Source organism: Streptococcus oralis (genome assembly GCF_015561235.1).
GTDB classification, from domain to species: domain Bacteria; phylum Bacillota; class Bacilli; order Lactobacillales; family Streptococcaceae; genus Streptococcus; species Streptococcus oralis_BK.
On the sequence record NZ_JADMTC010000001.1, the window covers coordinates 1,468,231 to 1,483,818 of the forward strand.

The window sequence follows — 15,588 nt, forward strand, 5'->3', positions numbered from 1 at the left end:
TATAGTAAGATACTCTTAAAGAAACCATACATAAAAAAGGAGAGCAAATGCCTCGCTCTCCTTTTTCCACATCAGTGCAGAATCTTCCGCCTAGATTACATTATTCACCTAATTCTAGTCGAATGTCTTGTAGGCGCTCTTGCGCCTGTTTCACAATTGATTCTAAAATAGACTTACATGGTTTGATGTCTTTCACCAAACCTGCAATTTGTCCGCTCATCATTGAACCATGAACTGTATCACCTTCATAGACAGCCTTAGATAGGGAACCGATCGTAATTTCTTCCAGTTCCTCTCGGTTTGTACCTTTCTGCTCTAATTCAATATAGTGATCTGTCATCTCATTGCGAATACAACGAACTGGCGCTCCCGCGATGCGACCTGTAACCGCAGTCGCTGTATCACTTGCCGCCAAAATAGCTTCTTTATAGGCTGGAGAAATTGGACATTCTTCTGAAGCAAGAAAAACTGTTCCCATTTGAACTCCTTGTGCACCTAGGGCAATCGCAGCAGCCAGCCCTCGGCCATCTGCCACACCTCCGGCAGCAATGACCGGAATTGATACCGCATCAACGATTTGCGGGATAAGAGCCATTGTATTGGTCTCTCCTATATGCCCACCAGCTTCTGAACCCTCAGCGATTACAGCATCAACTCCCAATTCTTCCATTTTTTGAGCATGCTTGACACTGGCAATAACTGGAATAACCTTGATTCCTGCTTCTTTCAAGTAAGGCATGATATGCTTAGGTGTTCCTGCACCTGTAGTTACCACCGGAACCTTTTCTTCGATGATAACAGTCACAATATCCTTGATGTTTTTCATCATCAACATAATGTTGACACCAAAAGGCTTATCTGTCAACTTTCTCAATTCACGAATTTCTTCTCGCAACTGCTCTCCAGTCATACCACCTGACGCAATAATTCCTAGTCCTCCAGCCTCAGAAACAGCTGCTGCTAGTTGATAGTGGGAGATTTGAGCCATGGCCCCTTGGAAAATTGGATATTGAATCTGTAAAAGTTTTGTAATTGACATATGAGTCCTCCTTTTATTTTCTGTTGATTCTTGTTGGCAAATGGATGCATAGTGCACCAATATCCCCGTCAACAAGAAAATGTTACATTTGTCTCCTCATATTCTGCTATCCTAAAAAGTCTGGCTTACGATCCTGCTCATCTGTAAAAGGAATAAGTGGGGGGCGAGAACGTAGAACATAATCTACCAACTCCTTCCCTTCCTTATCAAACTCTACCACCGCGAAAAATTGATCATGATAAAAGAAAAACTTGTAATGATTCTCAAAAGCCTGACGCAACCATTTCTCTTTGGCTAAAATGGATTTCATAGGATAATCATCTACTGCTGGAACCCAGAGAGGATTTCGATGAACATGTGATAACATCAAGTCCCCCATGTGGATCATCGTATCTTTCCCCTGTTTGAGCAAGATAATACTGTGGCCATTGCTGTGACCACTTGTGTGAATCATTTGGATTTCTGGAATGACATTGATATACTCTGAGAAAGTCGTCACCTGATCTTGAATCGGTTCCCAATTCTCTCTCAGATAAGTTCCTCGTGTTCGATTATTAGGGTTTCTCATCTCATACCATTCGACATCATTCACAATAATCTTGGCATTTGAATACTTGGAAACCAACTCTCCTTGATCATTCACACGCGTCAAGCCACCAGAATGATCATGATGCATATGTGTCATCAGCACGATGTCAATATCTTCAGGCGATAGTCCTAAAAGAGATAAACTTTCTTCTACCCGACTTTCAGTTAAGATTCCTAAGTTGCGCCTTTGTTTATCAGATAATTTTGCTGTATCAAAACTTGCATCTATCAAGTAATTTTTACCCTTGTACTGGATCAAAATAGGATCCGTCAATTCTGCCATCATATTAGCATCATTTGTTGGGTAGTAACGAGACCACACAACTTTCGGAACCGGACCAAAAAGAGTCCCTGCATCCGTCAATTTATCGGCTCCACGTAGCCATGTCAGTTTCATATCATGAAATTGATATTCCTGTAAGGTGAGTTCTGTCATGCTTTACTCCTTTATCCATTGGGCTGCTATTCTTTTACGAATCGAATCCCCAGATTTTCCATAGATTTCAATCGTTTTGGCATCCTTTAGATAACGGTCTATGGGGATGTCATCCAAGGTTTGAAGAGGTCCAATTAATCTAATAATTTCCTCAGAAATCTCAATTGCTACTTTTGTCGTATAAAGTTTTATCTGAGATACAAAGAGAGAATCCGCCTTCATCCTATCCTTGTAGGAAGCAAAGTAAGATTCAGCCGCACACAGCTTAGTATACAAGTCTGCGAATTGATGTTGATAGACTGTCGCATCGATTAATGGTTTCCCAAATCTTCTTTTGACCTTTACAAAAGCCAGACCTGTTTCAAAAGCTCCCTCAGAGATACCAATAGAGATAGCGCTTAATCCTAGCTGTAATTTTTTGATAATATCATTTAACTGAGTTTCCCCATTTAGCGTCAATCCTAGAAGACTATCTTCTGGCAATATGACCTGATCAAAAGTTACCGAATTCACAGGCAAACCCTGTAAACCAGGTTTTGCAATATCATCTCCAAAAGCAACTCCCGGTCGAGTCGTATCAACAATGAAAAATCCGTATCCATATTCTCCGTTAGCTTCTTGAACCTTGGCTAAGATTAACAAAATATCTGTATAGCGGCAATTTGATACAATTGACTTCTTCCCAGTTAAAGACCAACCTGTTTCTGTTTTCCTTGCAGTTGTTGCAATAACCTCCAAGCTGTCCATCAATTTTCCTTCAGAAAATCCCAAGCCAGCTAAGATTTCTCCCCTTACTAATGGTTCTACATAACGCGATTTTTGTTCCTGACTCCCATATCGTAAAATAGGATAGATACCATAACATGCCTGAGTTAGTAGAACAGCAGAAAAAGCAGGAAAATCTTTTGAAATCAAGCGAATAAAGGTTAAAAACTCGGTTCTCAAAACAGAATCTTGACTATCTAAAAGCAAGGAAAAGATATCAAATTGCTCAATAAACTGATAAAGCAATTCTCTAGGGAACTGTTGTTCATCCTCATGAGACTTGAAATAGTCCCGAATCAACACTTTCACGTCTGCCTTCAATTCTCGCGCCAGCACGTCATTATAGGTCATCGCATTCACCTCATCTTAGTTGTCAGAAAACGGTTGGTAATAATCTTTCAACAATTCTTCATACACATAAGACTCTACTTCATTGTAGGAGTTTTTATAGGGTCTACAAAACCAAATATTAAATGGAATCGGATCTTTGAATCTAACCGCCTTAAAACGACTCTTATCCACAAAATATTCAACCGGCCTTGGCAAAAGGGCAATCAAATCTGTCTGATGAGTTGATTCAACTAGGAAGTCCCAAGTAGAGGAAAGATAAGCAAATTTAGCCTCAATTCGTTGTGAACGAAGTTTTTCTGTCACTAAATCATAAGTCGTAAATGTTTTGTTGAAGGTTGCCAATTCATAACCAGCAATATCAGACCATTCCAACAAGCTTTTCTGAGCCAACGGATGATCCTTATCCATATAAGCAACGTATTCATCCAATTGAATGATATGTTGTTCATATTTTTTAGCATCCAGGCTCGTAGGCTCTATCAGAATAGAGAGATTCAAATCTCCATCAACCATTTTTTGACGAATTTCCTTCCCTCCACCTTCCGTAACCTGGATATGGATATGAGGATTATTTTTCAGAAAATGAGGCAAGGCACTAGCAAAATAAACTCGTAAAATCAAGGACGGAATACCAAAATTAATGGTGCCTTTTTGCTTTTGAGCTTCTATATGGATCATGGAAAGCATTTCTTCATGTCGATTCACAATCTCGGTCGCATAACGATAAATTTTGCGTCCCGCCTCTGTTAAACTTTCTAATCTTCCATTCTTGCGATTGAATAATTGAACCCCTTCAGCTGCTTCAAAATTTGTCACAAATTGACTCAAGGCTGATTGACTAATGTGAATCTTCTTTGCAGCAATGGAAAGGTTGCATCCGCATTCTATGATATTGATGAAATAGTTCATTTGGATAATATCCACTTACCCATCACCTAGCTTTCCTTCACTATTTTAGTAAGTCAATTAGACAACTATTCTAGTGTTTGATAGTTGTCTACTGACTTTTTATCGAAATAACATTTCGAATACTTCATTTTAACGCTGTATATAAAGCGCTTACAATACTATCTGGTTTATATCATAACACACTAAGTAGAAAATAGCTCTTTTTTTGCTTAAATCGGCATTGTTTTCAGGTCTTCTGAGACAATGACTTCCCCAGCTGTTTTTTCAAGAACTTCTTCTAATGTCACACCAGGAGCCAGCTCTTTCAACAGGAATTTACCATCTTTGAATCCAAAAACAGCTAATTCTGTGATGACAAGATCCAATACTCCTTTAGCTGAAAGTGGCAAGGTACATTCTTTCAACAACTTAGATTCCCCATCAGCAGTTGTATGTTGGATAGCCCCGATTACGCGCTTAGCTCCTACCAATAAGTCCATTGCGCCACCCATACCAGGAGCAAATTTCCCTGGGATAATCCAGTTCGCAATGCTTCCATCTTGGCTGACTTCAAGAGCTCCAAGAACGGTTGCATCCACGTGTCCACCACGAATAATGGCAAAGGAAGTTTGTAGATCAAACAAGGCTGCTCCTGGCAACAATGTAATAGGAGCTCCACCAGAGTTCGCTAAATTGGCATTATAGTTGTCCTTGGTAGGTGTTTCCCCAAATCGAAGAGCGCCATTTTCTGCCTGTAAAATAACATTTACACCTTCAGGAATGTAATCAGCAGAGGCATTTGGAATCCCAAAACCAAGATTGACCACATCTCCATCTTTAAATTCAAGTGCTACACGTCTTGCGATAATCTCTTTTGCTTTCATTTTACTTCACCCCCGCCAGTTTCTTTGTCTCTGTCCACAGATCTCCCATCATCTGATGATGCTCTTGTGGTGTCAATCCTTGAACGACATAGTCAACTAGGATACCAGGGATGTAAATATCATTTGGATCAATTTCTCCGACTTCAACCAATTCGTTTGTCTCAACAATAACTGTGTCAGCTGCTAGAGCGAGTTGAAGGGAGATGTTTTTAGTAGTCCCATCCAGATAAAGGTTGCCATACTTATCCGCCTTTGTAGCTTTAATCAAGGCAACATCAATCTTCAATGGATCATAAATCAAATATTCTTTTCCATTTCGAGTCACTTTTTCGTGTTCATCTTCAAGAATTGTTCCTACACCTGTTGGTGTTAAGACTGCTCCAAGGCCAGCGCCCGCAGCATGCAAGCGTTCTACGACAGTTCCCATCGGAGTGAACTCCACTTTCATGGCTCCCGAGAAATAATCATGCTGAGCAGCAGCGGATGTCCCTACATGGGCTGCAATGTACTTTGTAACCTGATGGTTTTCACAAAGTCGACCAACTCCAACTTCCTTACCGGGTTGAGAGGTTACAACAGACACCAAGGTCAAATCTTGCTGGTTTTGACGAACCAGTTCCTCAATTAACTCTAGTGGCTCTCCCACTCCGAGAAAACCAGAAATACCAACTTTATCTCCTGAATGAATCAAGGAAATAGCTTCAGACAATGTTACAACTTTCATAACCTATCTCCTCTCTTATTTACGTTGAAAGACAGCTTTGCGTTTTTCAACAAAAGCGCGCATTCCTTCTACCTTATCTTCTGTTGAGAAGAGTAGAGCTTCCGCTTCTGTTTCCAAACGAATAGCATTTTTCAGAGGGAGTTCTGAGCCAACTTGGATAATATGTTTAGCTTTTTCAACTGCTAGCGGTGCATTTTTCATAATCGCTCCTGCCAGCTCTTCTGCCGCAGGCAATAGTTCTTCTGCTGCTACCAACTTGTTAAGAATTCCAAGATCATATGCTTCTTGTCCGTTAACCATTCTAGCAGTAAAGATTAATTCCTTTGTTTTGCTAGTACCAATCAAACGAGACATTCTTTGAGTACCTGCAAAACCAGGAATGATTCCCAAGCCAACTTCAGGGAAACCAACCATTGTCTTGTCATAGCCGATTCGGATATCAGTTGAAAGAGCTAATTCTAGACCGCCTCCCAAAGCATACCCATTCAATACTGAAATAGTTGGTTGAGTCAATTCAGATAAACGGGTAAAGGTGTCGTTCGCATAGGTCATGTATTCATGAGCCTGAATTGGAGACATTTGGTCCATCTCTTTAATGTCTGCTCCAGCGACAAATGCTTTTTCCCCTTGACCAGTCACGATGACAACACGAATGTCCTCGCTAGCTTCAATTTGGTCTAAAACGAGATTCAAATCCTTTAAGACTTCTGAACTTAAAGCGTTCAAAGCCGATGGACGGTTAATTGTTAGATAGCCAAGACCATTCTTAACCTCTAATAAAACAGTTTTACTCATTGTTTTGCTCCTACTTGATTTATTTTGAGTACAGAGTACAGCGTCAACAAATACCAACACAAAATGTAAGAGCTTACATTTTTATCATAATCCTTTTTTCCCTATCCGTCTACTTAATCTTTATTTATAGACCTATAAGTCCATCTTATAGAATAGAGCCATTCAATCTATCCTCAAAGTCTTAGGAAAAGCAAAAATACCTTATCAGGCACTTTCGGAGAAAGACACTTGATAAGGTATGTAACTATGAGATCGGATCAATATCTCATTTTGTAATCGTAATATTGAAAAAGAGGAAATGACGTTCAGTTTTCTAATAACTAACGTTCAACGATGAGGGCTGTTCCCATCCCTCCTCCGATACAGAGAGTAGCTAAACCAGTTTTAGCATCACGTTTCATCATCTCATGTACCAGAGTCACTAGGATACGGCAACCTGAAGCTCCAATTGGGTGACCAAGAGCAATCGCGCCACCATTGACATTGACAATATCAGTATTGAAACCAAGTGTTTTCCCAACCGCACAAGCCTGAGCAGCAAAGGCTTCATTTGACTCGATCAAGTCAAGATCATCAACTGTCAAATTACCTTTTTCAAGAGCTTTACGGGTCGCATAAATCGGTCCACATCCCATAATCTTAGGATCCAAACCTGCACTTGCATACGAACGAATGCGCGCAATGACTGGAAGTCCTAATTCTTCAGCTTTTTCAGCACTCATGACCAAGACAGCCGCCGCTCCGTCATTGATACCTGAGGCATTTCCCGCTGTAACAGAACCGTCTTTTTTGAAAACAGGACGTAGCTTAGACAGACTCTCCAAGCTAGCATCTTTTCTAGGAAATTCATCTGTATCAAAGATGATAGGATCGCCTTTGCGTTGAGGAATGACCACCGGAACAATCTCTTCCTTAAAACGTCCAGATTCTATAGCCGCCACTGCTCGTTTTTGAGATTCCAAAGCAAGCGCATCTTGATCATCCCGGCTAATACCATATTCTTCTGCCACATTCTCAGCTGTAATCCCCATATGGTATTCGTTAAAGGCATCAGACAAACCGTCCTTAATCATGGTATCTACCACTTTCGAATCTCCCATACGTCCACCCCAACGGAAGCTTGGCAAAACATATGGAGCCTGGCTCATGTTTTCTGCACCACCAGCCACGACAATATCTGCATCTCCGCACTGAATCGCTTGAGCAGCTAACTGCACTGCCTTCAAACCGGAACCACAAACCTTATTAATGGTAAAGGCTGGTGTAAATTCAGGAAGCCCAGCATGAATACTCATTTGGCGAGCCACGTTTTGGCCTAAACCTGCGCCTAGGACATTCCCCATAATCACTTCATCTACCTGCTCTGGTTTAATATTCGCTTTTTCCAAAGCACTCTTAATGACCAAAGATCCCAAATCAACAGCAGAAACATTCTTCAAGCTCCCGCCAAAGGAACCTAAAGGTGTTCGCACTGCCGAAACAATAACTACGTCTTTCATGACTACCTCCATCAGTGTCTAGTAAGTAAAGAATCCTTCTTTTGTCTTCCGTCCCAATTTTCCTGCTTCGACCATTTTCTTAAGAAGAGGGGCAGGACGGTATTTTTGATCACCAAACCCTTGGTTTAGGACGCCCATAATAGCCAAACAAACATCCAACCCAATCAAGTCAGCAAGAGCCAAAGGTCCAATAGGATGATTTGCACCAAGTTTCATCGCTTCATCGATTTCCTCGGCACTAGCCACTCCCTCACCTAGAATGTAAACGGCTTCATTGATCATAGGAATCAAAATTCTGTTCACAACAAAACCATAAGAATCTTTAACATCAACTGGTGTTTTACCAATTTTCACTGTCAATTCACGAACCGCCTGAACCACTTCTTCTGAAGTCTGCAAGGCCTTAATAACCTCTACCAGTTTCATGATTGGGGCAGGATTAAAGAAGTGCATTCCAATCACGCGCTCCTGATGTTTAGTAGCAGCAGCTATATCCGTGATTGACAAAGAGGATGTGTTTGATGCTAAGATAGTTTTAGGATCTGTCAATTCATCCAATTGTTTGAAAATATTCAACTTAATCTCACGATTCTCAGTTGCAGCTTCAATCACCAATTGGACTTGTTTCGCATCTTCATATGAAACAGATGGAAGCAAATTGGCTAATACCTGATCCTTCTCATCCGCAGACATCCGTCCTTTTTCAACTGAACGTTCCAATTGTTTTGTGATATTATTCAAGCCTCTTTGAACAAATTCTTCTTTAATATCGTTTAAGTAAACTGTAAAACCAGCCTGAGCAAATACTTGAGCAATTCCGCTTCCCATTTGACCAGAACCAATAATCATCACCTTAGATATCATTATTTTCTCCTTCTTATTTTACAAAAATCCAGTGCATGAAGCAAGGACGATTGAACAGAAATCCTTCAATCGCCCTTCTGACATTAAACAAAGGCACCTAGTCCAGTAATCTCACGACCAACAATCAAGGCATTCACTTCGTGTGAACCTTCATAGGTATAGATTGATTCAGCATCTGCAAAGAAACGAGCAACGTCTGTCTCAAGTGTAATACCATTACCTCCGCAAGTTTCACGAGCAAGGGCAACTGTTTCGCGCATCACCAAGGAATTGTGCATCTTAGCAAGAGCAGAGTTAAGCATCAATTCATTACCTTTCTCTTGCATCTCAGCAATACGAGTTGAATAAGCAATAACTGCTACAGCATTTGCTTGCATACGAGCCAATTTTTCTTGAACAATTTGGAATTTGGCAATTGGACGTTTGAACTGTTCGCGATCTTTAGCATATTTAAGAGCTGCTACATAAGATCCACAAGTCACTCCCATAGCAATGTGAGCAACGTCCGCACGAGTGAAGGTCAAGATACGGGCTACATCACCAAAACCATTGATATTTACCAAACGGTCTGAATCTGGAACCTCTACATTCTTCATAGTAATATGGCCATTGCGGACACAACGAAGAGCAATCTTATGTGGGATTGGTTCCGCATGATATCCCGGAGCTCCCTTACGAACGATAAAGCATTTCACCTTGCCATCCGCAACATCACGAGCAAATACAGGAACGACATCCGCAGTATCTGAACCACCAATCCAGCGTTTTTCACCATTTAGAATCCACTTGTCTCCAACACGTTCTGCAGTAGTTGCAAGTCCTCCAGCAATATCAGAACCTGAAAGAGGTTCAGTCAAAGCGAAGCAACCTTGCCAATCAAATGCAGCTAGTTTTGGAAGAAATTCTTTTTGTTGACGCTCATCACCACCCAAGAGAATTGTGTTGTAGCAAAGTCCGCCATGAACGGTGTAGAATGTTGCCATAGAAGCATCGAAGCGAGCAAGTTCAAGATACAAGAAAGCAATATAAAGTTCAGATGGTTTCCAGCTACCTTCACGTCCCTCAAACAATTTTGGATTGTTCATAATTTGAGCGCCCTTAGCCACAGCATAGAATTCTTCAAAAGGAAAATCAGGTTTTTCCCAGTATTCATTAATAACCGGACGGAGATGTTTCTCAATCAAACGGCGAGTTTCTTGTAAAACCTCTGCTTCTCCCAAAGTTAGACCATCCGCATAGTGAAAAAGGTCCTCAGGATATAGTTCGCGTAAAATTTCTTCTTTTGTTGCCATAGTCATGACTCCTTTATTTGTTATAAGAGCGCTTACATTTTTGTATTCGCTATTTGTTGACAACCCCATTCTATCCCTTAGGGTATTATTTTGTCTACTTAATAAATATAAATACCCCTATAAGTTCAGATTATAGGGGTCGATTCTGACTGTTTAATCAAGGATTTCCTGTTTTTTCTTACTTATTTCCGCATAAGAAAAAGTGGTTTACTGATTTGTAAACCACTTTTTTGTTATTTCAATTTTATGATTCTTTGACTTCTAGTAAACCAACTTCACCATCTTCACGGCGATACAAAACATTAGTTGTTTGATCTTCTACATCTACATAAATAAAGAAATCATGTCCCAATAAATCCATTTGAAGAAGGGCTTCTTCTAAATCCATTGGCTTCAAATCAATTTGTTTTGAACGAACGACTTTGGGTTGCACAACATCTGCATCTTCAACTAGAGCATCTGTAAAGAGTTGACTTGTCGCAACTTTACTTTTATTCTTACGTTCGATTTTAGTTTTATTTTTACGAATCTGACGTTCAATTTTATCTGTTACAAGATCGATAGAACCATACATATCTTGAGAAATATCTTCAGCACGAAGAGTGATAGATCCAAGCGGAATTGTTACTTCAACCTTTGCTGTTTTTTCACGGTAAACTTTCAAGTTCACACGTGCATCCAACTCTTGCTCTGGTTGGAAATACTTTTCGATCTTTTCGAGTTTAGAAACTACATAATCACGAATCGCTTCTGTTACTTCTAGGTTTTCACCACGGATACTATATTTAATCATATAAGTACCTTCTTTCTAAACATTTTTGTTTTTCTAACTATATTATAGCGCTTTCATTTTCATTTTGCAAATTTTTTCCTCATCTTACAAGGGAAAAAGTTTTAACTTCCAAAGCACCTGATTCTTCCAAAAGTCGTTTCACACGATTGACAGTAGCCCCTGTTGTATAGATGTCATCAATCAGCAAAATCTTCTTAGGAAGTGAGATTCCATCTTTAATAAAAAATGGAATTTCAGTAGCTAACCTTTCCAAACGGCTTTTAGAAGAACTAGCACTCTCTTCTCTTTTTCCTAGTATATCTTTAAAAGAAAAGCCTGCCGCTTCAACCAAACCCTCGACTTGGTTAAACCCCCTCTCAAGCAATCTTCCAGGGCTTAGGGGGATGACAACAAATTGATAACCACTATACCTTTTCAGCTCCTCAGCAAGGACGGAAGCAAAAACTTTTCTAAGCAAAAAATCGCCATCAAACTTATATCTACTGAAAAAGTCTTTCATAGCTCGATTATAGGTAAAGATTGCCTTATGCTCAACATGAACTCTTTCTTTACACCAAAATTTACAGTCTTGACACTGAGTTGACAAATCTGTTTTCATACAGTTTGGACAATAGTCCTCACCAATTTTCTCAAAAGTAGACTCACAATCTGAACAAAGATAGTTGTTCTCATTCTTAAACAGCAAGAGGTGACTAAAAGTCAAGTCACTCTTTGTAGTCTGCCCACATAATAAACAGTTCATAACCCCGCCTCCTTGTTCATCTGCTTGATTTCCTTGATTGCCTTCTTTATGGAAGCATTTAATCCATCATGAAAAAAGAGCAATTCACCAGTTGTTCTGTCCATACTGCGCCCAACTCGCCCTCCAATCTGAATCAAACTAGACTTGGTAAAGAGATGATGATTAGCTTCTACTACGAAAACATCTACATAAGGGAAGGTAACTCCACGCTCCAAGATTGTTGTACTGATCAGTATTGTTAGTTCCCCATCTCGAAAAGCTTGAACCTGCTCTAATCGATCTTCTGTGACAGAAGATACAAAACCAATATTCTCATTCGGGAACTGCTCCTGCAAGATTTCTTTTAGTTTCTCGCCTTTTTTAATCTCTGATGCAAAAATCAGCAAAGGATAACCTGTTCTTCTCTGTTTCTCAATATAGGTTTTTAACTTGGTTGACAACTGATTTTTCTCTAAACAACGATTAAAGTCTGATAACCAAACTGGCTTTGGAATAATCAATGGATTTCCATGAAACCGTCTTGGCAAGCTCAATCGTTTTAGTTCTCCAGTGCGAACTTTCTTATCTAACTCATCTGTAGAAGTCGCTGTAAGGAATATCCTTAACCCCTCCTTCTTTACACATTGGTTTACAGCGTAGTAAAGAACAGAGTTGTCAACATAAGGAAAGGCATCTACTTCATCCACTATCAGCAAGTCAAAAGCATGATGAAATTTTAATAACTGATGAGTCGTTGCAACGACTAGGGGAGTTCGAAAATAGGCCTCTGATTCGCCATGGAGTAGTGCTATATCGCAAGCAAAGTCATTCTGAAGTCGCTTATAAAGTTCCAAACACACATCGATTCGAGGACTGGCCAAACAAACTGCACCACCATCATCAATCACTTTAGCCACAACTTGATAAATCATCTCTGTCTTACCAGCTCCTGTTACAGCGTGAACCAAGGTTGGCTCTTTCTTGTCTACCGCTTGAAGCAGCCCCTCTGACACCTTCTCTTGAAAAGGAGTTAATTGACCACGCCATTTAAGAACATCTTGCTTCGGAAAATCTTCCTGTGGGAAATAGTATAAAGATTGATCACTCCTAACTCTCTTCATAATTAAGCACTCCCGACAATAGTAAGCACCGATAGGCAAATACCATTCTTCTAGAATACTGCTATTACAACGTTGACAGAAAACTTCCCCCTTCTCCTTTCTCATTGCTGGAAGTTTCACCGCTACCTGTCTTTCCTCTTCAGTTAATTCTTTCTCAGTAAACAAGCGACCGAGGTAGTTTGGATTTACTTTCATACTTCTTTATTCGTAAAAATCTAGCGCTTTAGGTATTTTTTTAGTACAATTAAATCATGGAATTTAGAACTATTAAAGAGGACGGGCAGGTCCAAGAAGAAATCAAAAAATCCCGCTTTATCTGTCATGCCAAGCGTGTCTATAGCGAAGAAGAGGCTCGTGACTTTATCACTGCCATCAAAAAAGAACACTACAAAGCCACACATAACTGCTCTGCCTTTATTATTGGGGAACGCAGTGAAATTAAGCGTACGAGTGATGATGGCGAACCTAGTGGTACTGCTGGAGTCCCTATGCTCGGCGTCTTAGAAAACCATAATCTTACTAATGTCTGCGTAGTGGTTACTCGCTACTTTGGGGGCATTAAGCTAGGCGCTGGCGGTTTGATCCGTGCTTATGCAGGTAGTGTTGCCTTAGCGGTCAAAGAAATTGGCATTATTGAAATCAAAGAACAGGCTGGCATAGCCATTCAGATGTCTTACGCTCAGTATCAAGAGTACAGTAACTTTCTTAAAGAACATCATATCATGGAGCTAGATACAAACTTTACAGATCAAGTTGATACAATGATTTATGTTGATAAGGAAGAGAAAGAAAATATCAAGGCTGCTCTTGTGGAATTTTTTAATGGAAAAGTTACTTTAACAGATCAAGGTTTACGAGAAGTTGAAGTCCCTGTAAACTTAGTGTAAATTAAGGAGAAGTTATGGCTTTTGGGAAATTTATTCAAGGACTTGCTGGAAATTTTAGCGAGGAAAACAAAGAGACTCTTATTAAAGAATATGGACAATATCTACTAGAGAATGAAGAAATTCAAAGCGGGTATAAACTTATTCGAGATTCAATCATCTTTACAAATATCCGTATTATTTTTACAGATAAGCAAGGTGCTACTGGTCGCAAGACGTCTGTTAAGTCACTCTTTTTGATGAACATTGTAAACATTGAAATGGAAACTGCTGGAGCAGGTATAGATGATAGTGAGATTACGATTACTTATTTAGAAAATATCTTTCTAAAAGCACACAATGAGCACCTGAGTTTCCATAAATTTGAATTCCCTAAAAAAACGGACATCCTTCCGCTTTACACCTATTTATTAGAATTGGCTTATCACAATCGATTAAAAATTAATGGCTTAGACCTTTGATATAAAAAAATCCTATCACTTTGATAGGATTTCTATATTTTACAAATAGCCTTAAGCGCGTTATACTAGTATCATCTTATACAAAGAGGTATATCTATGGCTATTTATAACAATATCACTGAACTTATTGGACAAACACCGATTGTTAGACTTAACAACATTGTTCCAGAGGGTGCTGCAGACGTCTATGTTAAACTAGAAGCTTTTAACCCTGGATCGTCAGTAAAAGACCGCATTGCCCTTAGCATGATTGAAAAAGCGGAACAAGATGGTATTCTAAAACCGGGTGCTACCATTGTTGAAGCAACGAGTGGAAACACTGGTATCGGTCTTTCATGGGTTGGTGCCGCTAAAAGATATAAAGTTGTTATCGTCATGCCTGAAACGATGAGTGTGGAACGACGCAAGATTATCCAAGCCTATGGTGCTGAACTCGTCCTTACTCCTGGTAGCGAAGGAATGAAAGGGGCTATTGCCAAAGCTCAGGAAATCGCCGCTGAACGTGACGGCTTCCTTCCACTCCAATTTAATAATCCAGCTAATCCAGAAGTACACGAAAGAACAACAGGAGCTGAAATACTGGCTGCTTTCGGTTCTGATGGACTAGATGCTTTTGTGGGTGGTGTTGGTACTGGTGGAACAATCTCAGGTGTTTCTCACGCTCTTAAAGCAGCAAATCCAAACATTCAAGTTTATGCAGTTGAGGCAGACGAGTCAGCTATCTTGTCTGGTGAAAAACCAGGACCTCACAAAATTCAAGGCATCTCAGCTGGATTTATTCCTGAAACACTTGATACAAAAGCCTATGATGGTATCGTGCGCGTAACGTCAGATGATGCTCTAGCGCTTGGCCGTGAAATTGGTGGAAAAGAAGGCTTCCTTGTTGGGATTTCTTCAGCTGCAGCGATTTACGGGGCAATTGAGGTTGCCAAGAAATTAGGTACAGGTAAGAAAGTCCTTGCTTTAGCACCAGATAACGGCGAACGTTATTTGTCTACAGCACTCTATGAATTTGAAGTGTAGTCTCCTAAATGCACTTAGCCCTTATTAAAGGGCTTTTTATATACTCATATAGAGCCTATTCTTAAAATAAAGTTTTGGGGCAGATAAAGGCTTGTTGGAGTTACAAGAGATGTGATCTGAGAGGTAAGCGTCAAGTGAGAATTAACATGGGATTCATACTCATGGCCAATAACCTCTTAAAATACAATAAGAAAAGGGGGCAAAATTAAAAAGCTAGAGTTTGTACTGACCCCAAAAAGTTAGACAAATAATTATTGAAAGGATTTAGTTCTGTATTGCACAGGACTGAGTCCTTTTAGTTTTACCTTAATTCGTTTGTTGTTGTAATAATCAATATAGTCTACAATGGCTTATTCAAGGTCCTCTAAAGACCTAAAGTGCTTCTCATAGCCATAAAACATTTCCGATTTCAAAATACCAAAGAACGACTCCATCATGCCGTTGTCTGGGCTGTTCCCCT

16 protein-coding genes and 1 pseudogene are annotated in these 15,588 nt (G+C 39.9%); 3 read left to right on the forward strand and 14 right to left on the reverse strand.

Features of this window, described 5'->3' with window-relative positions; all coding sequences use genetic code 11:
* Window positions 1–100: 100 nt before the first annotated feature.
* The 13 genes from I2H52_RS07485 to I2H52_RS07545 all read right to left on the reverse strand — a co-directional run bounded on the left by I2H52_RS07485 (window position 101) and on the right by I2H52_RS07545 (window position 12,955).
* Entirely contained in the window at window positions 101–1,081 is a 981-nt protein-coding gene (locus tag I2H52_RS07485) for a nitronate monooxygenase (protein WP_256283325.1), read from the reverse strand.
* 64 nt (window positions 1,082–1,145) lie between these two features.
* Window positions 1,146–2,063, reverse strand: a complete 918-nt coding sequence (locus tag I2H52_RS07490; protein ID WP_000137959.1) for an MBL fold metallo-hydrolase — start codon at window positions 2,061–2,063, stop codon at window positions 1,146–1,148.
* Between the two features lie 3 nt (window positions 2,064–2,066).
* Entirely contained in the window at window positions 2,067–3,179 is a 1,113-nt protein-coding gene (locus tag I2H52_RS07495) for an acyl-CoA dehydrogenase family protein (protein ID WP_000221881.1), read from the reverse strand.
* A gap of 15 nt (window positions 3,180–3,194) precedes the next feature.
* Complete coding sequence (locus I2H52_RS07500; RefSeq protein ID WP_000351428.1) at window positions 3,195–4,103, reverse strand: LysR family transcriptional regulator; 909 nt, start codon at window positions 4,101–4,103, stop codon at window positions 3,195–3,197.
* A 194-nt stretch (window positions 4,104–4,297) separates the two neighbouring features.
* Window positions 4,298–4,951: a 3-oxoacid CoA-transferase subunit B gene (locus I2H52_RS07505; protein WP_000644731.1), complete on the reverse strand. Its 654-nt coding sequence runs from the start codon at window positions 4,949–4,951 to the stop codon at window positions 4,298–4,300.
* 1 nt (window position 4,952) lies between these two features.
* Window positions 4,953–5,675, reverse strand: a complete 723-nt coding sequence (locus tag I2H52_RS07510; RefSeq protein ID WP_000869893.1) for a CoA transferase subunit A — start codon at window positions 5,673–5,675, stop codon at window positions 4,953–4,955.
* Between the two features lie 15 nt (window positions 5,676–5,690).
* On the reverse strand, window positions 5,691–6,470 hold the full coding sequence (locus tag I2H52_RS07515; RefSeq protein WP_000048046.1) for an enoyl-CoA hydratase/isomerase family protein: 780 nt from the start codon (window positions 6,468–6,470) through the stop codon (window positions 5,691–5,693).
* A 320-nt stretch (window positions 6,471–6,790) separates the two neighbouring features.
* A complete protein-coding gene (locus tag I2H52_RS07520; protein ID WP_000656060.1) occupies window positions 6,791–7,969 on the reverse strand; it encodes an acetyl-CoA C-acetyltransferase in 1,179 nt (392 codons plus the stop codon).
* 18 nt (window positions 7,970–7,987) lie between these two features.
* On the reverse strand, window positions 7,988–8,836 hold the full coding sequence (locus tag I2H52_RS07525) for a 3-hydroxybutyryl-CoA dehydrogenase (protein WP_049501305.1): 849 nt from the start codon (window positions 8,834–8,836) through the stop codon (window positions 7,988–7,990).
* Window positions 8,837–8,916: 80 nt separating this feature from the next.
* On the reverse strand, window positions 8,917–10,125 hold the full coding sequence (locus I2H52_RS07530) for an acyl-CoA dehydrogenase family protein (RefSeq protein WP_000201480.1): 1,209 nt from the start codon (window positions 10,123–10,125) through the stop codon (window positions 8,917–8,919).
* A 244-nt stretch (window positions 10,126–10,369) separates the two neighbouring features.
* Complete coding sequence (gene hpf / locus I2H52_RS07535; protein WP_000599114.1) at window positions 10,370–10,918, reverse strand: ribosome hibernation-promoting factor, HPF/YfiA family; 549 nt, start codon at window positions 10,916–10,918, stop codon at window positions 10,370–10,372.
* A gap of 79 nt (window positions 10,919–10,997) precedes the next feature.
* Complete coding sequence (locus tag I2H52_RS07540) at window positions 10,998–11,660, reverse strand: ComF family protein (protein WP_195594887.1); 663 nt, start codon at window positions 11,658–11,660, stop codon at window positions 10,998–11,000.
* A complete protein-coding gene (locus I2H52_RS07545; protein ID WP_045617936.1) occupies window positions 11,657–12,955 on the reverse strand; it encodes a DEAD/DEAH box helicase in 1,299 nt (432 codons plus the stop codon). The genes I2H52_RS07540 and I2H52_RS07545 overlap by 4 nt, the downstream gene beginning before the upstream one ends.
* Before the next feature lie 56 nt (window positions 12,956–13,011).
* On the opposite strand from I2H52_RS07545, the gene I2H52_RS07550 reads away from it, so the two are divergent.
* The 3 genes from I2H52_RS07550 to cysK all read left to right on the forward strand — a co-directional run bounded on the left by I2H52_RS07550 (window position 13,012) and on the right by cysK (window position 15,128).
* The gene (locus tag I2H52_RS07550; RefSeq protein ID WP_045617937.1) at window positions 13,012–13,647 is read left to right on the forward strand and encodes a YigZ family protein; all 636 of its coding nucleotides are present in this window, start codon (window positions 13,012–13,014) and stop codon (window positions 13,645–13,647) included.
* A 14-nt stretch (window positions 13,648–13,661) separates the two neighbouring features.
* Complete coding sequence (locus I2H52_RS07555; RefSeq protein ID WP_045617939.1) at window positions 13,662–14,105, forward strand: PH domain-containing protein; 444 nt, start codon at window positions 13,662–13,664, stop codon at window positions 14,103–14,105.
* A gap of 96 nt (window positions 14,106–14,201) precedes the next feature.
* Window positions 14,202–15,128, forward strand: coding sequence for a cysteine synthase A (cysK, locus tag I2H52_RS07560; protein WP_195594889.1), 927 nt, complete (start codon window positions 14,202–14,204; stop codon window positions 15,126–15,128).
* A gap of 251 nt (window positions 15,129–15,379) precedes the next feature.
* Here the strand turns inward: cysK and I2H52_RS07565 are convergent.
* Window positions 15,380–15,588, reverse strand: a pseudogene (locus I2H52_RS07565) (IS3 family transposase); the annotation flags it as partial.